The organism is Adlercreutzia sp. ZJ176, assembly GCF_011038975.1.
Taxonomy (GTDB): Bacteria; Actinomycetota; Coriobacteriia; order Coriobacteriales; family Eggerthellaceae; genus CAAEEV01.
Genome location: NZ_JAAKEC010000011.1, coordinates 33,250 through 53,151, shown reverse-complemented (window position 1 = coordinate 53,151; position 19,902 = coordinate 33,250). Strand labels below are relative to the sequence as shown.

18 protein-coding genes and 2 tRNA genes are annotated in these 19,902 nt (G+C 67.8%); 14 read left to right on the top strand and 6 right to left on the bottom strand.

The features are described from left to right. Positions 1-30 precede the first annotated feature (30 nt). A complete protein-coding gene (locus G7Y50_RS07285) occupies positions 31-960 on the bottom strand; it encodes a SufD family Fe-S cluster assembly protein (protein ID WP_165051210.1) in 930 nt (309 codons plus the stop codon). A 13-nt stretch (positions 961-973) separates the two neighbouring features. Next, complete coding sequence (locus G7Y50_RS07280) at positions 974-1,744, bottom strand: ABC transporter ATP-binding protein (protein WP_165051239.1); 771 nt, start codon at positions 1,742-1,744, stop codon at positions 974-976. Between the two features lie 858 nt (positions 1,745-2,602). On the opposite strand from G7Y50_RS07280, the gene G7Y50_RS07275 reads away from it, so the two are divergent. The 6 genes from G7Y50_RS07275 (at position 2,603) to rplT (ending at position 8,845) form a co-directional block, all read left to right on the top strand. After that, the gene (locus G7Y50_RS07275; RefSeq protein WP_165051251.1) at positions 2,603-5,665 is read left to right on the top strand and encodes an insulinase family protein; all 3,063 of its coding nucleotides are present in this window, start codon (positions 2,603-2,605) and stop codon (positions 5,663-5,665) included. 60 nt (positions 5,666-5,725) lie between these two features. Further along, positions 5,726-6,148, top strand: coding sequence for an SURF2 Surfeit locus protein 2 (locus G7Y50_RS07270; protein ID WP_165051258.1), 423 nt, complete (start codon positions 5,726-5,728; stop codon positions 6,146-6,148). A gap of 50 nt (positions 6,149-6,198) precedes the next feature. After that, positions 6,199-7,344, top strand: a complete 1,146-nt coding sequence (locus G7Y50_RS07265; protein ID WP_206214802.1) for a histone-lysine N-methyltransferase — start codon at positions 6,199-6,201, stop codon at positions 7,342-7,344. Between the two features lie 354 nt (positions 7,345-7,698). Continuing rightward, the gene (gene infC, locus G7Y50_RS07260) at positions 7,699-8,271 is read left to right on the top strand and encodes a translation initiation factor IF-3 (protein WP_172137176.1); all 573 of its coding nucleotides are present in this window, start codon (positions 7,699-7,701) and stop codon (positions 8,269-8,271) included. Between the two features lies 1 nt (position 8,272). Further along, positions 8,273-8,470: a 50S ribosomal protein L35 gene (gene rpmI, locus G7Y50_RS07255; protein WP_165051279.1), complete on the top strand. Its 198-nt coding sequence runs from the start codon at positions 8,273-8,275 to the stop codon at positions 8,468-8,470. A gap of 21 nt (positions 8,471-8,491) precedes the next feature. Then, positions 8,492-8,845, top strand: coding sequence for a 50S ribosomal protein L20 (gene rplT, locus G7Y50_RS07250; protein ID WP_165051285.1), 354 nt, complete (start codon positions 8,492-8,494; stop codon positions 8,843-8,845). 166 nt (positions 8,846-9,011) lie between these two features. On the opposite strand, the gene G7Y50_RS07245 is transcribed toward rplT, so the two are convergent. The 3 genes from G7Y50_RS07245 to G7Y50_RS07235 form a co-directional block, all read right to left on the bottom strand. Then, entirely contained in the window at positions 9,012-9,446 is a 435-nt protein-coding gene (locus tag G7Y50_RS07245; protein WP_165051292.1) for a NifB/NifX family molybdenum-iron cluster-binding protein, read from the bottom strand. Between the two features lie 98 nt (positions 9,447-9,544). Next, positions 9,545-11,059, bottom strand: coding sequence for a DEAD/DEAH box helicase (locus G7Y50_RS07240; protein WP_165051299.1), 1,515 nt, complete (start codon positions 11,057-11,059; stop codon positions 9,545-9,547). Between the two features lie 58 nt (positions 11,060-11,117). Continuing rightward, positions 11,118-12,428, bottom strand: a complete 1,311-nt coding sequence (locus tag G7Y50_RS07235; RefSeq protein ID WP_241156430.1) for a glycosyltransferase — start codon at positions 12,426-12,428, stop codon at positions 11,118-11,120. A gap of 194 nt (positions 12,429-12,622) precedes the next feature. Between G7Y50_RS07235 and G7Y50_RS07230 the strand changes: the two genes are divergently transcribed. The 4 genes from G7Y50_RS07230 to G7Y50_RS07215 all read left to right on the top strand — a co-directional run bounded on the left by G7Y50_RS07230 (position 12,623) and on the right by G7Y50_RS07215 (position 15,231). Further along, positions 12,623-13,537: a glycosyltransferase family 2 protein gene (locus G7Y50_RS07230; protein ID WP_206214805.1), complete on the top strand. Its 915-nt coding sequence runs from the start codon at positions 12,623-12,625 to the stop codon at positions 13,535-13,537. Between the two features lie 621 nt (positions 13,538-14,158). Beyond that, positions 14,159-14,233 (top strand) — tRNA-Glu (locus G7Y50_RS07225). A gap of 320 nt (positions 14,234-14,553) precedes the next feature. Then, on the top strand, positions 14,554-14,946 hold the full coding sequence (locus G7Y50_RS07220; RefSeq protein WP_165051314.1) for a GtrA family protein: 393 nt from the start codon (positions 14,554-14,556) through the stop codon (positions 14,944-14,946). Between the two features lie 78 nt (positions 14,947-15,024). Continuing rightward, positions 15,025-15,231 (top strand): hypothetical protein, encoded by a 207-nt coding sequence (locus G7Y50_RS07215; protein WP_165057010.1) that lies wholly within the window; start codon positions 15,025-15,027, stop codon positions 15,229-15,231. A gap of 180 nt (positions 15,232-15,411) precedes the next feature. On the opposite strand, the gene G7Y50_RS07210 is transcribed toward G7Y50_RS07215, so the two are convergent. Continuing rightward, a tRNA-Arg gene (locus G7Y50_RS07210) sits at positions 15,412-15,487 on the bottom strand. Positions 15,488-15,734: 247 nt separating this feature from the next. On the opposite strand from G7Y50_RS07210, the gene rlmD reads away from it, so the two are divergent. From rlmD to ndk, 4 genes are all read left to right on the top strand, one after another. Continuing rightward, positions 15,735-17,072, top strand: coding sequence for a 23S rRNA (uracil(1939)-C(5))-methyltransferase RlmD (gene rlmD, locus G7Y50_RS07205; protein ID WP_165051344.1), 1,338 nt, complete (start codon positions 15,735-15,737; stop codon positions 17,070-17,072). Positions 17,073-17,226: 154 nt separating this feature from the next. Then, positions 17,227-17,754 carry a peptidylprolyl isomerase gene (locus G7Y50_RS07200; RefSeq protein WP_165051354.1) on the top strand — a complete coding sequence of 176 codons (528 nt, stop codon included), beginning with the start codon at positions 17,227-17,229 and terminating at the stop codon, positions 17,752-17,754. Between the two features lie 44 nt (positions 17,755-17,798). Then, entirely contained in the window at positions 17,799-19,151 is a 1,353-nt protein-coding gene (locus tag G7Y50_RS07195; RefSeq protein ID WP_165051364.1) for a tetratricopeptide repeat protein, read from the top strand. 119 nt (positions 19,152-19,270) lie between these two features. Further along, the gene (gene ndk, locus G7Y50_RS07190) at positions 19,271-19,675 is read left to right on the top strand and encodes a nucleoside-diphosphate kinase (RefSeq protein WP_165051375.1); all 405 of its coding nucleotides are present in this window, start codon (positions 19,271-19,273) and stop codon (positions 19,673-19,675) included. The last annotated feature ends 227 nt before the right edge of the window (positions 19,676-19,902 follow it).

Here is a 19,902-nt window from a genome sequence, read left to right as displayed (position 1 = left end):
CGAACGACCAGTTCGCGGGCCCTTCTGTTGCTAGTTGAGGAAGTCCTCCAAGATCTCCTGCTCGGCTTCCTCCTCGGTGAGCCCGAGCGTCATGAGCTTCACGATCTGGTCGCCGGCGATCTTGCCGATGGCGGCCTCGTGCACCAGGAGCGCGTCCTCGCTGGCGGCCTCGATGCCGGGGATGGCCTTCACCTTCGCGTTGCCCATGATGATGGCGTCGCACTGCACGTGCCCGCGGCAGGCCGCCTCGCCGATCACGAGCGGGTTGAACACCTGCACGGAGTCGTCCTGGGCCACCGAGCGCGAGATCACCTGCACGCTCGAGTCGTCGCCCTTGAGCTCCACCTTCATGTTGGAGACGGCCGTCTGCTTGTCATGCGTGAGCAGCTTCTCCAGAAGCACGAGCTTCGCGCCTGCGGCCAGCTCGGCGTTGGTGTCGCGCACCGTGGAGGTGACGCCGCGCAGCTGCACCAGCTCCATCTCACAGAAGGAGCCCTCCTCCTGGTACACGTTGGTGGTGGGGTTCAGGATGCGCTCGCCGGTTCCCTCGCCTTCGCCGTAGTGCTTCTCCACGTAGCTCACGCGGCTGTTCTTGCCGAGGTAGAAGCTGTGGATGCCGTCGTGCTCGGACGCCTCGTGGCTCGCGTTGTGGATGCCGCAGCCCGCCACGATCTTGACGTCGCAGTCTTCGCCGATGTAGAACGTGTTGTACACCACGTCCTTCAGGCCCGACTGCGTGACGATGACGGGGATGAAGATGGTCTCGCCCTTGGTGCCCGGCTTCACGCGGATGTCGATGCCGGGATGGTCGGTCTTGGTGGAGATCTCCACGAACGCCGAGGACGACCGCTGGACGAGCTGGCCGTCCTTGCGGATGTTGAAGGCGCCCTTCGGCATGCCGTGGAGGTTGGCTATCTCGGCGAGCAAGCTCTCGTCGATGGGGGAAAGGTCTACTGCCATGGGTCCGTCTCCTTTAGCACGTGGTGGGAATCTCGGTGAGGTGCAGCTCGGTGGGCTGCGTGAGCGGGCAGCCGCCGATGCCCTTGGCTGCGAAGCCGAGCTTCGGCAGAAGCTCGTCAGGCGTGCCGATCTCGACTACCTGGCCGTCGCGCAAAAGGACGATCTCGTCGGCGAGCTGGATGATGCGCTCCTGGTGCGAGATGATGACGATGGAGCGGCCGTCGCGCGCCGCGTGGATGTCGCGGAACGTCTCGGTGAGCCGGTCGAAGCTCCACAGGTCGATGCCGGCCTCGGGCTCGTCGTAGATGGCGAGCTGCGGGTCGCGCGCGAGGATGGTGGCGATCTCGATGCGCTTGACCTCGCCGCCCGAGAGCGACTTGTCCACTTCGCGCGTGAGGTAGCTCGCCGAGCACAGGCCCACCTTGGCGAGGTACTCGTTGCAGGCGAGCATGGGCAGCTTGCGTCCGGCGGCGATGTCGAGCAGCTTCTTCACCTTCATGCCCTTGAAGCGGGCGGGCTGCTGGAAGCCGTAGCCGATGCCGAGCTTGGCGCGCTCGGCGATGCCGAGGTCGGTGATGTCCTCGCCGTTGAACAGGATCTGGCCGCTCGTGGGATGCTCGATGCCCATGATGAGCTTCGCGAGCGTGGACTTGCCGCCGCCGTTCGGGCCGGTGATCACGGTGAAGCGGTCGTCGCCGATGGTCAGCGACAAGCCGTCGATGATGCGTTTCGGGGCGCCCTCCTCGGTGGGCACCTCGAACACGAGGTCTCTCAGTTCAAGCATGGTCGGGTGTACTCCATCTCTCCTCGTGCGAGGCGGGGGGGCGGCGAGCAGGGCGCACACCTTCCCGCACCTCGCAAGACGTGTTTTTCACTGACACATTGTAGCCCCAATCGCGCAAAAGTTGACGGCAAACCCACCCGCGCGTACTGATATCTGGCGCGGCTCCAAACTAATGCCACAATTTTAGTAGCATTTAGGGAAGGGCGGGGCGGGCGGCGAGGGGCGAGGGGAGGAGCGCGGGCGGCGAAGCGGGCCGGGCGGCAAGGGGAGGCGTACGGGCGGCGAAGCAGGCGGTGGCGAGGGGAGCGCGGGCGGTGGCGAGCGCGGGGATGCGCGCGGGCGGCGAGGGGGCGCAGCGCGTCGGTGCACGCGAAATGGGGCTATCGACTGAGCGCGATACCTTCTCGGTTGCAAAGGCGCAAGAAACTCGGTTGCAAAGGTGCGAGAAACGCACGATCTGATACCGATATTAAGGGAGCGGGCGCGTTGAGATGGCGGAATGCCTTCGCGAAATGCCTGATCGGCGTTAGCTCAGGTTTATTTTTAACTGATTTGAGGCCACTGTGCGGTATCAGATTGTGCGTTTCTCGCACTTTGTCCAGCGAAAAGGTGTCGAGTTGACTGCGGGCGGGACGAAGGGGGGGCGAGCGGCATCACGGCAGGGTGGTTGGGCCTTCGGCGCGTTGCTGCTTGGCGCGTTGCCGCTTGGCGCCATGTGAGGAAAGTTGGCAGCGGGGCCAGCCGCGCATACGCGCGGGCTGAAATGCAGGTAGAATGGAGCGGAAACCAGCGCGCGATGACGATGGGCGTCGCGCTTGTCATGCGATAATCCTGATGAGCTGAAAGGCTTGGGCCACTATGAACGATGTCTTTTCCGTTGCCGTTCGGCACGGCTTCGCCGTCACGTCAGCCGACGAGCTGCCCGAGATCGAGGGCGCCGCCTACGTCATGCGCCACGCCGCCAGCGGCGCGCAGCTGCTCTACCTGCGCAATGACGATGCGAACAAGGCGTTCTCCATCAGCTTCAAGACGCCCGCGGCCGACGACACGGGCGTGTTTCACATCCTCGAGCACTCGGTGCTGTGCGGGTCGCGCAAGTTCCCCGTGAAGGAGCCCTTCGTCAACCTGCTCAAGAGCTCGATGCAGACGTTTCTGAACGCCATGACCTTCCCCGACAAGACGATGTACCCGGTGGCCTCCACCAACGAGCGCGACCTGATGAACCTCATGGACGTGTACCTCGACGCGGTGTTCTACCCCGCCATCTACGAGAAGCGCGCCATCTTCGAGCAGGAGGGCTGGCACCTCGAGGCTGCCGACGGGGAGCTCTCCTACAACGGCGTGGTGTACAACGAGATGAAGGGCGCCCTGTCCGACCCCGACTCGGTGCTCTACGACGCGCTCTCGGCGGAGCTCTTCCCCGACACCACCTACCGCTTCGAGTCGGGCGGCACGCCGCGCGCCATCCCCGAGCTCACCTACGAGGCGTTCCTCGACAGCCACCGCCGCCACTACCGCCCCGACAACAGCTACCTCATGCTCTACGGCGACCTCGACCTCGAGGCGTTCCTCGCCTTCATCGACGAGGAGTACCTTTCCCCGCTCGCCGCCGAGGAGCGCGGCGCGCTGCGCGCCAACCCGCTCGAGGAGCAGGCGCCGGTGGTGAGCACGGGCGTGCGCAAGCTCATGCCCACGGCCCCCGAGAACGCCGGCATGGCGCTCGGGTACGTGGCTGGGCGCGCGTCCGACCGCGAGCGCATGATCGCGGTCGACATCCTGCTCGACGCCGTCATGGGCTCGAACGAGGCGCCCCTGAAGCGCGCGCTGCTCGATGCGGGGATCGCGGCCGACGCGGTGGCGTACCTCGCCGACGGGGTGCTGCAGCCCTTCGCCGTGATCCAGCTCAAAGGTGTGCGCCCCGAGGCGGCCGCGCGGTTCCGCGCCTGCGTCGAGCAGCGCGCGCGGGCGCTGGCTGACGGCGCGCTCGACCACGCGCTCATCGAGGCGGCGCTCTCGCACGCCGAGTTCGTGATGCGCGAGCGCAACTTCGGCTACGCCGACGGCGTGGTGCTCGCCATGTCGAGCATGGCGGGCTGGCTCTACGACGACGGCCTGGCCACGGCGTATCTGAGCTACGAGCGCGCCTTCGCCAGCCTGCGCGCGAAGATCGCCGAGGGCTACTTCGAGCGGCTCCTGCGCGAGCTCGTGCTGGAGAACGCGCACTTCGCGGAGGTGGAGCTCGTGCCGTGCGAGCGCGACGAGGAGGCGGATGCCCGCGAGCGCCTCGCGCGCATCGCCGCGGGCTTCGGGCCCGACGACTTCGCCGCCGTCGAGTGCGAGGTGGCCGCCCTGCGCGCCGCGCAGGAGGCGCCCGACGCCCCCGAGGACGTGGCGAAGCTCCCGCAGCTGTCCGTGGCCGACATCGGCGAGGCGCCGTCCGAGGGAGCGTTCTACCTGGAGGAGGGCGCGCCGGACGCGTGCCTGCGCCACGACGTCCACACGCACGGCATCGCGTACGCCTACCGCTACTTCGACCTGGGCTGCCTCACGTTCGAGGAGCTGCCCTACGCCACGGTGCTCGCCATGGTGCTCGGGCGGCTCGGCACGCGGGAGCACACCGCCGCCGAGATCGACACGCTGGCCCAGAGCAAGCTGGGGAACTTGAGCTTCTTCGCCGAGGTGCACGAGGACGCGCGCGACCGCGACGCGTTCATGCCGAAGTTCGTGGCGAGCTCGTCGGCTCTGGCGGAGAACGTCGAGCACATGGCGCTCATCACCGACGAGGTCCTGCGCGAGACGGATTTCAGCGATCACGAGAAGATCCGCGACATCCTCACGCAGAAGCGCGTGGGCATGGAGCAGGGCTTCGCGTCGGCGGGGCACAGCGTGGCCATGGCGCGCGTGGCGTCGTACTACCTGCCTGCGGCGCTCGTGCGCGAGCAGCTCGGCGGCATGGACTTCTACCTGTTCTTGAAGGACCTGCTCGACCACTTCGACGAGCGCGTCGGCGCGCTCGAGCTGAAGCTGCGCGAGCTGGCGCGCCGCCTCGTGGCCGGCGAGGGCTGCCTGCTGTCGTTCACGGGGACCGACGAGGACCTGCGCCGCTACCGGGCCGCCGGCGCCTCGCGGGGCGCGGGCGGAGCAGGCGCGCTTGCAGGTGACGGCGACGCGCCGGAGGCCGTGCTTGCGGGTGGCGATGCGCCTGCGGGTGGCGGCGCGCTGGAGGCCGCGCCTGCGAGCGGTGGTGGCGACGTGTCAGAGGACGTGCCTGCGGGTGGCGGCGCGCTGGAGGCCGCGCCTGCGCCTGCGGCCCGCGCGCTCGAGGTGCCGAGGCCGCGTGATCGGCACGAGGCGTTCGCGGTGCCCACCGACGTGACGTTCACGGCCATGGGGTACGATCGCCGCCTGCTTGAGGAGTCCTATTCCGGCACGTGGCTGCTCGCCTCGCGCGCGCTGTCGTACGACTACCTGTGGAACGAGGTGCGCGTGAAGGGCGGCGCGTACGGCGCGGGCTTCCAGATGACGCGCCCCGGCTCGATGCGCTTCTACTCGTTCCGCGACCCGCGCGTCGACGAGACGATCGAGCGTTTCGCCGGCGCCGGCGCGTGGCTGGCCGCCTTCGAGCCGACGGAAGCCGAGATGGCGGGGTACGTGGTGAGCACGGTGGCCAGCCTCGACGCGCCCTTGAAGGCGCGTGAGCTCGTGCGCCGGCAGGACGGCATGTTCCTGGCGAAGTACACGCCTGCCGACCGGGCGCGCGTGCGCGCTGAGGTGCTCGCCGCCGCACCCGCGGACGTGCGCGCGCTCGGGCAGGCCGTCATGCGCGCCGCGCAGCAGCGCCTGGTCTGCGCCGTGGGCAACCGGGAGGTGCTCGAGCGCTCGCGCGAGGGCTTCGACATCGTGGAGGTGCTGGGGGAGTAGCCCGCCACGCGTGCGTTTCAGGCTATAATGGCAGAAACGCTTGAGAGGAAGAAGCCGCCCATGGCAGAGAAGCCGTCCTTTTCGCATATCACGGTGACGCCTGACGACGATGACGTGGTGATCCAGGCGGGCGCCGCGCCCACGCGCACGCAGGTCGTGCACGCGCGGGCAGCCGATCCGCGGACGCAGGCGCAGCCCGCCCGCGCCGCTGCGGCTGAGCCCGAACCCGAACCTGAGCCTGCGCCTGCGGCCGCGCCGGCTCCCGAGCCCGCCCCTGCGCCCGATTCCGCCACGCCGGCTCCCGAGCCCGCGAGCGCGTCCGCCCCCGAGCCCGCCCCCGCGCCCGCCGCGCGCGAGGACGGCTACCGCGCCACCACGCTCGAGGACATCGAGGGCTCGAAGATGCCCGCGGCGCAGAAGGCCGTCATCGCGCTCGCCGTGCTCGCCCTCGCGGCCTTCGCCCTCTGGAACCTTCTGGTCTAGCCGCGCGCCGGGCCTTCGCTTTTCGCACCGCACGAGATAGGAGATGCCGCATGCCGCGACGCCACCATGAAAGCCATGACCTCTTCGACGACGGCGAGGGCAACGCCATCGGTCTGACGAGGGCCTTCTCGCCCGTCGAAGCCGACGAGTACTTCGACGGCACGGTACCCACCGACCCGTTTGACACCCCTGAGCCGCAAGGCGACGCCGACTTAGCAGGCGACTTCGCAGGCGCCGATCCCGCCGGCTCCGCCGCTTTCGCGGGCCCCGTCGAAGCCGCCGAGCCCGCGCCCGCCCCGCGGCACGCGGGCAAGCACGCGCGCCATGCGCGGCCTGCCGCCGAGCCCGCGGCCGTCCCGAGCGCGTTCGACGACCCGGAGCTGCCCCTCCCCGACGCGCTTGCGCCCGAGCCGATCCCCGAGTACCTGCGCAAGTCGAAGCGCATGCGCCGCATCCTCATCGGCGTGATCGTCGTGTTCGTCATCCTGCTCGCGGTCGGCGGCGTGCTCGCCTGGCAGCTCCTCCAGGCGGTGCAGACCACGGCCTCCCAGCAGGCGCAGAACGTCACGCAGGAGGTGAGCGCCATCGACGGCGACGCCGCGGCGAAGGACGCCTCCACCGCCACGGCGAAGAAGACCACCGTCCCCGACCTCACCGCGCTGCTCGGCCTCACGCAGGACGAGGCGATCGAGCGCCTGCAGCACGGCGCGCAGGTGTCGAGCACGCGCGAGGTGAACGAGGAGGGCAACCCCGTGAAGCAGGACGTGCGCATCGCGCTCACCGCCGAGCCCGCCGACACGCGCTCGGGCACGCCGACGGTGTACCTGGGCCTCAACGAGGAGGGCAGGGTGGTGCAGGCCGGCTACTCGGCGGCCACGTCGTCGCTCGGCTACGGCTCGCTGAGCTTCTCCGACGCCGTGCGCAACGAGCACATCATCGAGAAGACGCTCGCCGAGGCGGGCGTCCAGGTGCCCGACGGCGCGGTGGTGCTGCCCGAGGACAAGACGGCGTACTCCACCTACGCGAGCGACGGCACCACGCTCACCAAGGAGTACTGCTCGTTCTCCGGCGAGGTGGACATCGACGGCGCGCCGCACGCCTGGTCGGCCGTGCTCTCGTACGACTACGCCATGGCCAACGCTACGGGCAACCTCGCCGACACCATTCGAACCATCTACGTCTACGTGAACGCCTAGCGGCTCCGCCTGGCTCGCTGGCGGCGGCTCGCTGGCGGCTCCGTTTGCCTCGCCTGGCTCGCTGGCGGCTCGCTGGCGGCTCCGCCTGGCTCGCCGGCGCCGCCGCGCGCCGGCGGCGCCTTGCCGGCATAGGTGAGCGCCGAAGAAAAGGACGAGATTCGCCCTTGCGTATCCATCAGCTGCGCGCTATACTGTTCAGGCTGTTTAATCAAGAGAGGGAATTCCCTCCACCTGTTTCGGCGCTGATCGCAGCTGATGGGTCGTTCGAATACCAGCCACCTCGCGTGGCAGCATCACGACGACCCGCACGCATCGCGCCTGCGGGTTCTTTTATGTGCACGTGCACAGAAGGAGGTGAGCGCGATAGCTGCTCAAGAGCCCCGGCTCAACGACGAGATCACCGTGCGTGAGTGCCGTCTGATCGACTTCGACGGGAACCAGATGGGCGTCTACCCCACGTCCCAGGCCCTGCGCATCGCTGAGAGCGCCGGACTTGACCTGGTGGAGATCGCACCCAACGCCGAGCCGCCGGTGTGTCGCATCATGGACTACGGCAAGTTCAAGTACGATCAAGCCATCAAGGCCAAGCAAGCGCGCAAGAACCAAACCAAGATCGAGATCAAGGAAATGAAGTTCCGCCCGAAGATCGACGTGGGGGACTACACCACCAAGAAGAAGCACGTGCTTCGTTTCCTCGACGCCGGCAACAAGGTGAAGATCACCATCATGTTCCGCGGGCGCGAGATGGCGCACCCGGAGCAGGGTCTTTCCATCCTGGAGCGCCTGGCTGACGATCTCAAGGACGTTGCGGTCATCGAGAACCAGCCCAAGATGGAGGGCCGCAACATGCACATGCTCATCGCTCCTCTGCCCGCTGCGGCAAGGAAGAAGAAGGAAAACGAAAAGCAAGAAGGGAAGGACGAATAACATGCCCAAGATGAAGACTCATCGCGGCACCGCCAAGCGTTTCCGCGTCACCGGCTCCGGCAAGATCATGCGTGCCAAGGCCTACAAGAGCCACATCATGACCAAGAAGAGCCAGAAGCGCAAGCGTAACTTCCGCCATGAGACGGAACTCGCCAAGGCCGACAACAAGGTCGTGGCTCGCAACCTCGGTCTTCGCTAGTTCAAAAGGAGTGATTGAAGAATGCCTCGTGTAAAGCGCTCGGTTCACGCACGCAAGAAGCGTCGTACTGTCCTTAATCGTGCCAAGGGTTACTACGGCGCGAAATCCCGTTCCTATCGTGCCGCGAAAGAGCAGGTCCAGCACTCGCTCCAGTACATGTACCGCGACCGCCGCAACAAGAAGCGCGACATCCGCCGCCTGTGGATCACCCGCATCAACGCGGCTGCCCGCCTGAACGGCCTGTCCTACTCCGTGTTCATGAACGGCCTCAAGAAGGCCGGCGTCGAGCTCGACCGCAAGGTGCTCGCCGACATGGCCGTGAACGACCCGGCCGCCTTCACCGCGATCGTCGAGGTCGCGAAGAAGGCCCTGTAGCCGTCTCGCCGCTGCTGGCGGAGAAGACTTAGGGAAGGGAGCCTCGGCCTTCGGGTCGGGGCTCCTTTTTTCGCGTCGGCCGGCAGGGCGGTTCTCTCGTTCGAAAAAGGGGAGGGCCCCGGTCTCATGGACCGGGGCCCTCCCGCTTCATGTGCTTGCGCGTTGACTAGGCGCCTGGGGAGTCCTGGGCGTCTGGGGTGTCTGCAGCCTGCATCTTCTCCTCGAGGGCGGCGAAGGCGGCCTCGATGTCCTCCTCGGCCTCCTCGTCCTCGTCCATGTGGCAGAACGGCACGGCTCCCATGAGCGTGTGGCTGATGTAGGACTGGACCACCTCGCGTGCGGTGCCGGTGGCGCCAGCGACCACCTCCACGCCGGCGGCGCACAGCTCGTCGGCCATGTCGATGTCGATGCCCGAGGTGATGAGGGCGTCGAAGCCCAAGTCGATGATGAGGCGCGCGCCCTCGTGGCTCGTGATGCCGTTGTTCGGCAGGTTCCTGCAGTCGACGATGATGCCCCGCTCGATGGTATAGCACATGAAGCTGTCGCATCGAGCAGCGTGCGACGAGGTGGCAAGCCCGTCGCAGGCAATGGCAATCTTCATGAACGTTCCTTTCCCCAACTGTTGCGCTCCACGATACTCGCGCCGCGTCGCAAGGCGCGCGATGCGGCGGTGAGCGGGGAAAATAGAGCGCTCAATTGCTAGCGCCGCTTGCGGCGCTGCTCGGCGACGACGGCGCGGTGCGCGCGGCCGGGACGCAGGTCGGACGCGCCGCGGGCGCCCTTGCGCGCGGCGGGCTTGCCGGCCGGGTGAGCCTTGCCGGCGGCTCTGGCCTTCGGCGCGCGCTCGGGCTTGGCCGCCGGCTTCGCCGGGGCTGCCGCAGGCCTGCCGGCGGCCTTCTTCCGCTTGCCCTTCGCCGCCTTGCCCGCGCCGGCGGCCTCGGCTTCGGCGCGCTCCTCGGCGGCACGCTCGCGGGCCCGCTCCTTCTTGCGGCTCTTCTTCGCCAGCTCGCGCGCGGCCTGAGCGAGCTCGGGGTCGTGCTTGGCGGCGACGCGCGTGGCGCGCGCGGCCGCCTCGGCTGCCGCGGCCTCGAGGTCGAATCCGGCCACCTCGATGACGGGGATCTTGCGCTTCGTGAACTTCTCGATGGCGGCGAGCTCGGCGGCGTTCTCGGGGCTCGCGAACGACACGGCGAAGCCGCGCGCGCCCGCGCGGCCCGTGCGCCCGATGCGGTGCACGTAGTCCTCGGGCTGGGTGGGCAGGTCGTAGTTCACCACGTAGGCCACGTCCTCCACGTCGATGCCGCGCGCGAGCACGTCGGTCGCCACGAGGATGTCGGTGGCGCCCGAGGCGAAGTTGTCGAGCGCGCGGCGGCGCTGGTTCTGCGAGCGGTCGGAGTGGATGGCCTCGGCCACGAACCCGGCGCGCTTGAGCTTGCGGCACGCCGCGTCGGCGCGGTGGCGCGTGCGGGCGAACACGATGACGCGCTTGTGCCCGCGCTCGCGCAAAAGCGCCGTGAGCAGGGCGGGCTTCAGGGTGTGCGGCACCTCGGCGACGTACTGGTCCACGGTGTCGGCTGTCTCGCCCTTGACGGCGATCTGCACGAGCGCGGGGTCGCGCAGAAGCGAGCCCACCTGGCTCATGATCGACTGGTCCACGGTGGCCGAGAACAGAAGCGTCTGGCGCGTGGCGGGCGTGGCGGCTACGATCTTGGTGACGGAGGGCAGAAAGCCCATGTCGAGCATGCGGTCGGCCTCGTCGAGCACGAGCACCTCCACCTCCGACAGGTTGACGGCCGCCTGCCCCATGAGGTCGAGCAGGCGCCCCGGCGTGGCGATAAGCACGTCGACGCCGCGCGCGAGGCGCTGGATCTGAGGCGTGAGCGCCACGCCGCCCACCACGCTTCCGAGGCGGTGCCCGGTGCGCTTCCCAATGGCCGTGCACACCTCGTCGATCTGCGCGGCGAGCTCGCGCGTGGGGGTGACCACGAGCATGCGCGGGCGCTTGGGCTTCGCGCCCTTCGGCAGGCGCGCGAGGGTGGGCAGCGAGAAGGCGGCGGTCTTGCCCGTGCCCGTCTTGGCAGCGGCGATCACGTCGCGCCCCTCGAGCACGAGCGGCACGGCCTGGGCCTGCACGGGGGTGGGCGCGGTGTATCCGAGGTCGTCGACGGCCGCAAGCGCGGCGGCTGGCAGGCCGAGTTCGGCAAACGTTGTCATGTTCGGGTTGTTCCTTTCGATGGCGCCCGCGCGTCGCGTCTGCGCGGGCGCGGGTCAGCTAGCGGTTGTGGGCGGGCTTGCGCCCCCAGTAGAAATGCAGGAAGTGCTTCTTGCGCAGCCGCGCGTCGGATGAGGGCTCCATCTCGGCGAGCTTGAACGTGGCGCGCGCGATGTCGAGCGCCGCGTCAGGCTTGCGCAGAAACGACGCGTTGACGAGCATCGCATGCGTCGACTCGGGGTAGGCGTTCACGTGCCGCAGCGTGTCCACGAGCTCGCGCGCCGTGGTGGCGTGCAGGGCCGCGCCCGCCGCGGTGAGCATGCGCACGTTGGCCTTCTCCTGGCCGTAGGCGCGCCCCATGAGGATCATGGGGACGCCCGCGCAGAGGCACTCGGTCACCGTGAGGCCGCCTGACTTGCAGATGACCAGGTCGCTCGCGGCCATGAGCGCGGCCATCTCCTCCACGTACCCGAGCACCGTGACGTTCGGGAGCCCGTGGTCGGCCACGAGGCGCTGCGCGTGGCGCGCGTACTCGTCGTCGCTTCCCGCCACGATCACGAGGTGGATGCCCGTGAACGTGTGCAGGTAGGGGATGAGCTGGTCGAGCGCCTCGCGGAAGTGCACGTAGGGCCGCGGCAGCTTCGCGCCGGCGAGCGCGAGCACCACGTGCGCGTCATCCGGCAGCATGAACTGCGCGCGCGTCTGGGCGCGGTCGTAGCTGCGGCGGAAGGCCGGGCGCGTGGGGATGCCCGAGATGAAGATGCGGTCCTCGGGCACGCGGCGCGGGCGCAGCGTCTCGGCCATGTACTCGTTCGCCACGCAGAACAGGTCGGCGTGCAGGTGCGGCCACATCCCCTCCACCTCGTAGTCGGTGGGGACGCACACGATGGGGAAGGACTGGCCCGTGATCATGCGCGCGCTCACGGCCACGTTGGCGGCCACGATGTGCGTGCACACGACGGCGAGCGGGCGCACCTTGCGCACGTGCTCGGTGAACTTCGGGTACATGATGCGCGCCCATGCGGTGCCGCCTGCCCACAAAAACCGCCCGGTGAGGGTGTAGCGCCAGGTGAGGTCGTAGTAGGGACGCGTGAAGCCCGTGAACATGGAGGCGGTCCGATCGCCGTTGAACACGATGCGCCCGAAGTCGAGGACGTCGAGCACCTCAACCTTCAGGTCCTCGGGGACGTCGATGCCGAGCGCCGCGGCCTCCGCAGCGTCATCGCGCACGAGTTCCATGGCTTGGGCGATGGCGTTGGCGGCGCTGCGATGCCCCGAGCCCACGGAGGCGTGCACGATGAGCACGCGGGGCTCGCGGTCGGCTTCGGTTTCGCTCGATGCGCCTGAGAGGCTGAGTTCCTGAGATTCCATGCGCCTATAATACCGCATTTTGCATGCTGCCGTCGCCCTTGCGCCCCCAACGGGCGCCCGCTTTGGTAACATAGCTGCTCAGTCTGACAAGAGCTTGACAAAAGGTTTGCGAAGGAGCTTTCGTGCTTAACGATACACTGACCGCTTGCGAGGGGGCGGCGGCGCGCGTCGAGGCGGCGCGGCGCGGCGTCGGCGTGGCGGTGCTCGTGCCCTGCTACAACGAGGCGCTGACCGTCGGCAAGGTGATCGACGACTTCCGGCGCGTGATGCCGGAGGCGGAGGTCTACGTCTACGACAACAACTCCACCGACGGCACGGCGCAGATCGCTCGCGAGCACGGGGCGCTCGTGCGCACCGAGAGCCGCCAGGGCAAGGGCAACGTGGTGCGCTCGATGTTCCGCGAGGTGGAGGCCGACTTCTACGTGATGGTCGACGGCGACGACACCTACCCGGCCGAGTCCGCGCCCGACCTGGTGGCGCCTCTGGCCGCGGGCGAGGCCGACATGACGGTGGGCGACCGCCTCTCGAACGGCTCCTACGGCGAGGAGAACGACCGCGCCTTCCACGGCTTCGGCAACGACCTGGTGCGCTGGCTCATCAAGCTCATCTACGGGTTCGCCTTCGAGGACGTGATGACGGGCTACCGCGCCTTCACGCGCCCGTTCGTCAAGACCATGCCGGTGATGTCGTCGGGGTTCCAGATCGAGACGGAGATCTCCATCCATGCGGTGGACAAGCGCTGGCGCGTGGTGGACGTGCCGATCGCCTACCGCGACCGCCCCGAGGGGTCTGAGAGCAAGCTGTCCACCTTCACCGATGGCGCCAAGGTGCTCGGGGCCATCGCGAGCCTGTTCAAGGACTGCCGCCCCATGGCCTTCTTCGGGTGGCTGGCGCTTTTGCTCGTGCTCTTCGGGCTGGTGGCGGGCGTGCCGGTGATCCTGGAGTACCTGGCCACGGGCCTGGTGGAGAGGATGCCCACCGCGCTGCTCGCGGTGGCGTTCGTGCTGTGCGGCGCGCTCTCGTTCACGGCCGGCCTCATCCTGGACACGGTGGCGAAGAACAGCCGCAAGCAGTGGGAGCTCGAGGTGTACCGGGTGTACCGCCGCTAGGGCGCGGCAAGGGGAAGCGTGACGGCGGGATGCGCCTGCGAAGGCGCTTGGCTGCTGTGAGGCTTGCGGCCTGAGGGAATGTGGGGCTTGCGGGCCTGCGGGGATCGCGGCCTGCGGCTTGCGGGGGCGCGAGCGGCGGACCGTGGGGCTTGCGGGCCTGCGCATACGGGGGCGCGAGCGCGGGGCAGCGGACCGTGGGGCCATGGCGCGCGAAAGGGCGAGACCTCGTTGGTTGGGAGCTCCCAGCTGAGGCGCTCCTCAGGCGTTCGCGGTCTCGCCCTTGACAAGGCGCATCATAACACGGCTGAGGCACATGCGCGTATGCGCCCGTTTACGCGCCCTTGCGCTGTTTGTGCTTGCCCGCTTTTGCACGCCCTTGCGTAGGATGCGCTTATGCGCTTGCACGCCCTTGCGCAGGATGCGTGCTTGCCTGTTCCGCTTGCTTTGCGCCGCGTTTTCCGCCGTCCGCGCCGAGGTTGGCGCTTGTGCGGCTTCGTGCACGCAGGCAGCCCGTACGCAGGGCGTTCTCGTTCGGTTTGCGTGAAAAAGTCGCGTGCTCGGCTTGCAAGCGGGCGCGCTCTCTGGCATACTGGTACAGCTGTTTTCGCGAGAAGACGCTTTGTCCCCATAGTCTAGAGGTCAGGACGCGGCCCTTTCAAGGCTGAGACACGGGTTCGATTCCCGTTGGGGGCACCATGAATGACGAGGGCCGATGTTCGCATCGGCCTTTTTCGTACGCGCTCTTCTCCGCCATGCGACGCTTGCGCCTTGCGTGCTGCCGCAGGTGCGCGCGGCGCTGGCGCTTCGCAAGGCTGCCACAGGTGTGTCCGGCGCTGGCGCTTCGCAAGGCCGCTGTGGGCATGCGCGGGCTTGCGCCTTGCAGGGCCGCCACGGGCATGTCTGGCGCTGGCGCTTCGCAAGGCTGCCACAGGCATGCGCGGCGCTCGCGCTTTGCGGATCGCCGTGGGACGCGCGAAGGCAGCTGACCCGTTCGATTGCCGTCAGAGGAGCCGCGCGTGAGAAAGCTCATCGACCAGATAATGAAGTTCGGCGTGGTGGGCGTCATCGCGTTCGTCATCGACTACGGGCTCATGGTGGCCCTGACGGAGCTCTTCGGCGTGAACTACCTCGTGAGCGCCACGGTCTCGTTCATCGTGTCGGTGACGTTCAACTACTTCGCGTCCATGCGCTACGTGTTCACGCACAAGGAGGGCCTGTCGCGCCGCCGCGAGTTCGTCATCTTCGTGGTGCTGTCGGTGATCGGCCTGCTCATCAACGACGCGCTCATGTGGCTGGGGACGGGCTTGCTCGGCATCAGCTACCTCATCACCAAGATCTTCGCCACCGCCGTCGTCATGGTGTGGAACTTCGTAACGAGGAAGAAGTTCCTCGACGCCGGCGAAAACTAAAGGGCGGATCAGCTCGCGCTGGCATGGTGTATGCTGGCCAGGAGTCAAGATGACTGCAGGCGCGAGTAATGAGGAGCCATGATGGAGCGCAAGATGAAAGGCGGACGCATCCTGACCGATGAGGATTTCGACCGAGGGCGCGAAGTCCTGAGCACCGACAACGCCCCCTTTTCATCCATCGTTCGGAAAAACTGGATGGAAAATGCCCGTTATCGGTGCTCTGGGCCCCGAAAACCACCGACAACGGCGCTTTCGCATCCACTTTTCCCAGGAAATCGCCGATAACGGCCTTGTTTCATCCAGAATCACTTGAGAGGTGGATGAAGAAGCGCCGTTGTCGGTAACGACCTCGTTTCAACCAGGATTAGAAACATGACCCTGCTTTTAGGCTACGCGTCTCCATAATTGCGGGGCAAAAACAAGCAGGCCAGCGCGCTTTCTTGCGGCTGGCCTGCGGAAATGACCTGGTGCCCTCGACTGGATTCGAACCAGCGGCACCTTGCTCCGGAGGCAAGTGCTCTATCCCCTGAGCTACGAGGGCGGGGGTCGCTTGCGTCGGGGCGCGCGGATGGCGAAGCCGTCCTGTTCGCGCTGCTCCGCGAGCGAACCCGACCATATTACCAAATGCGCAGTGCGCTGCAAGCGAGAAACCCCGTTCGCCAAAATAAGGACAAGCCGCGCGTGGGGGTTTTGTTTCTGCGGAGTTGCGGTGCTTTCGGGGGAATGGCGCGGGAAGCTATAAAATGGTCGGGCAATGCGACGACTTACAAGCCGAGGGGGTAGCGTTCATGGAGGAAGAGCAGGGTTTGCGCGAGGTGGTGCGGATCGAGCGCATGAGCTACGGCTCGGCGGCGGTGGGGCGCCTGGCAAGCGGCAAGACTGTGTTCGTGGAGGGCGCCGTCCCGCAGGAGACCGTCGAGGTCCAGATCACCGAGGAGAAGCCCTCCTTCGCCCGCGCCCGCCTGACGCGCGTGCTCGAGCCCGCCAGGGCGCGCGAGTCCCGTCCCGCCTGCGCGCGCGGCTGCGGGGGCTGCCCGTGGGCGCACCTCACCTACGCCGCGCAGCTCGAGGCCAAGCGCGCTTGCGTCGTCGACGCGCTCGTGCGCACGGCCCATGTGGACGCCGGGCGCGCCGAGGAGCTCGTGGAGGAGTGCGCGCCGAGCAAGCGCCAGTGGGGCTACCGCAACAAGCTCGAGTTCGCCTGCGGCACCGACGCGGCAGGCCGCCTCGCGCTGGGGTTCTACCGCGAGGGCACGCACGACCTGGTGTCGGTCGACGCCTGCCCGCTCGCCGTCCGCTTCATCGAGCGCGCGCCGAAGGCCCTGCGCGGGGCGCTGCGCTACCTGCAGGGCTCGCAGGACCTGGGCATCTTTCGCGTGGGGGTGCGCGCGAGCCTGCGCACGAAGAGCACCGAGATCGCGCTGTGGACGCCGCCGAGCGCGTTCCCGCGCACTGCGGTCGCCAAGACCCTGAAGGACGCCGTCAAGGCCACGTCGGTGGTGCGCGTGCTCGCTGAGCCGGGAAGCGCGCGCAAGGTGAAGAAGGTGGAAGTGCTCGACGGGCGCGGCCTGTGGGAGGAGAGCGTGTGCGACGCGCGCTTCCTCACGAGCGCGCCGTCGTTCTTCCAGGTGAACACCGCCCAGGCCGAGAAGCTCGTGAAGCTCGTCATGGAGGGGCTCGAGGTTTCCCCGGGCATGTACGTGGCTGACCTGTACGCGGGCGGCGGCACGTTCTCCATCCCGCTCGCGCAGGCGGGCGCCGACGTGGTGGCTGTCGAGGTGGCGGGCTCGTCCGTGCGCGACCTGCGCCGCAACGCGGACGCGAACAAGGTGTTCGTGGAGGCCGTCTGCGGCGACACCGCGCGCGAGCTGCCCGAGCTCGGCGAGCTCGACGCGCTCGTGGTGGACCCGCCGCGCGCGGGGCTCGCCCGCGGCGTGGTGGACTCGATCGCGTCCGCGGGCCCCGCGCGCGTGGCGTACGTGAGCTGCGACCCTTTGACCTGGGCGCGCGACGTCGCGCTCTTCGAGCAGCGCGGCTACCGCCTCGTGAGGGCCACCCCTGTCGACCTCTTCCCGCAGACCTACCACGTGGAGACCGCGAGCATCCTCGCACGTGAAGATTGCTAGGTTTTTGCCCGCCTGGCCTCCATTGTTGGTAGAATTTCTGATCGTATGTGAATAGTTCTATGGCGCATGCGCGCAGCAGCGGGCCCCCGGCGGGTTCGCGGCGGGTCCTGGCGGACCGGGGCGCGCGGGCGCCGCTGACGGAAGAGGAAAGGCTATGGCTCTCTACACTCCCGCGTATCAGCCCACCGGTGACGAGATCGCGGTGCTCACCACGTCGAAGGGCACCATCCGCGTGCAGCTGGCTGGCAAGGACGCCCCCATCCACGTGGGCAACTTCGTCGAGCTCGCGCAGAAGGGCTTCTACGACAACCTCAAGTTCCACCGCTACGTGCCGGGCTTCGTCATCCAGGGCGGCTGCCCCACCACGCGCGACCTCACGCCCGAGCAGGTGATCAACGAGGGCTCGCGCCGCGGCTGCGGCACCGGCAACCCGGGCTACTCCATCAAGGAGGAGTTCACCACCAACCCGCACAACGAGCACAACGACGGCACGCTGGCCATGGCCCGCTCGTCCAACCCGAACTCCGCGGGCTCGCAGTTCTACTTCTGCCTGGGCGCCCAGCCCATGCTCGACGACGGCTACACGGTGTTCGGCCAGACCCTCGAGGGCCTCGACGTCATCGGCAAGCTGCGCGTGGGCGACGTCATCGAGTCCGTCGTGATCGAGAACGCAGCCGAGTAGGAACCCTCCTCTTCGGCACAGTCAACTAAGATCAGAGGAACAAAGTGAACAACGAGCTATTTAATCGAGCTAACGCCCAATACCAGCAACGCGACTTCCAAGGCGCGCTCATCGGGTTCACCGACTGCCTGCAGGACGCCAGCGCCCCGCTCGCTCCCGGCGAGATGGGCCTTCTGTACCACCGCATCGGCAACTGCCTGGTGAAGCTGAAGAACCCCGCCGAGGCCATCCAAGCCTACACGCAGGCCACGGCTGACGCGGCCTACGGCGCGCTCGGCACGGTGGAGTGCAACCTCGGCATGGCGTACGCCTCGCTGCGCGACTACGAGAATGCGGTGAGCCGCTTCGAGGCCGCGGTGGCCAACGACGGCTACGACACGCCGTTCAAGGCGTACATGGGCATGGGCAGCGCTCTGATGAAGCTCGGCAAGAGCGCCGAGGCGGGCGTGGCCTTCCGCGAGGCCGCGCTCGACGAGGCCAACCCCGACCCCACGCGCGCGCTCCTCAACCTGGGCGTGTGCTTCATGGCGCTCAACCGCCCCGCCGACGCGGTGGCCTCCTACGAGAGCGCGCTGCAGTTCGACATGGCCCCCGACACGCGCAACAAGCTGCTCGCGAGCCTCGGCCAGGCGCACGTGGCCTGCGGCCAGATGGAGAAGGCCGTCGAGGCGTTCGAGGGCGCCATCGCCGACAAGACGTACTTTTTGTCCGACTCCGCGAGCGTCGACTACCAGCGCGCGGTAGGCGCGGTGGCCCAGGGCACCTCCGAGCTGACGCAGGTGCTCGACCTGGCCGACATCTCGGGCCTCGACGTGTCGGCTGACGGCGACCCTCTCTACGAGGACGACTACGCCGCCGACCCCTTCTACTACGACGAGGGGTACGACCAGAACGCGGGCGCCTACCCGGGCTACGTCGGCGCCTACCAGGGCGACGAAGACCGCTTCTTCAACGCCTCTGAGGAGGAGCTCGAGCAGTGGTCGCGCGGCCTGGCCAAGCAGGACCGCAAGCGCCGCAACGTGGGACTCAAGATCCTCGTGGCCTTCATCGTGGTGCTCGTGCTGGCGTTCGCCGGCGCGGTGTTCGCCTACAGCCAGGGCTACGGCTATCCCACGCAGGAGAGCGTGGCCAAGCAGCTGTTCGCCGACCCCGAGGCGGCCAAGACGAGCCTGTTCGCGAACATGGACGAGGCCGACATCGACTCCATGCTCGATCCGGTGGTGACCGACGCGGACGCCACCGTCGACGGCGTGAACCGCTCCATGAGCGAGTCGGAGGTGTACGTCACGGCCTCCACCGAGCAGGGCGGCGACGTGACGTACCGCCTGAGCATGGTGCGCGACATGATCGGCTGGAAGATCTCCAACGTGGAGCTGTACTTCCCCAGCCAGAACTAGGGCGGCGCGGCGGCAGCGGGCCGCCGCGCCTATGTTTGGGCATCGGCGGCGCCCCGGACGGGCCAAGTGCCCCTCCGCGCGTCGCCAGCTAATAGAGAGACAAGACCGAAAGGAAACCCATGGCAATCCAGAAGACCTACTCCATGATCAAGCCGGACGGCGTGCGCAACGGCCACATCGGCGAAATCATCAACCGCTTCGAGCGCGCCGGCCTCACCGTCGAGCGCATGGAGCTCGGCATGGTCACCCCCGAGCAGGCGAAGGCCAACTACGCCGAGCACGAGGGCAAGCCGTTCTACGAGGGCCTCATCTCCTACATCACCTCCGGTCCGGTTGTGAAGATGGTCATCTCCGGCGAGGGCGCCGTCGCCAAGTGCCGCTCCCTCATGGGCGCCACCAACCCGGCTGAGGCTGCCCCCGGCACCATCCGCGGTGACTTCGGCCTGATCATGGACGAGAACGTGATCCACGGCTCCGACAGCCCCGAGTCCGCCGAGCGCGAGATCGGCATCTTCTTCGCGTAGGAGGTTCCGCTTGCCCTGACGGGACAAGCGGACCGCTTGACGCTGCGAGGCCCTGATGCACCCACCCTTGCCGCTCCAAGCGCAGCTCACGTACGAAGTACGCTTTGCTGCGCTTTCACGGCAATGGCGGGCGCCTCAGGGCCTCTCGCTGTCTTGAGTCGACCAGCGGGCGTGCTCTCGCTGTGGTGATCAGGCCTCTTTTGGGGCGCCGGCCTTTTCGTTTTGGC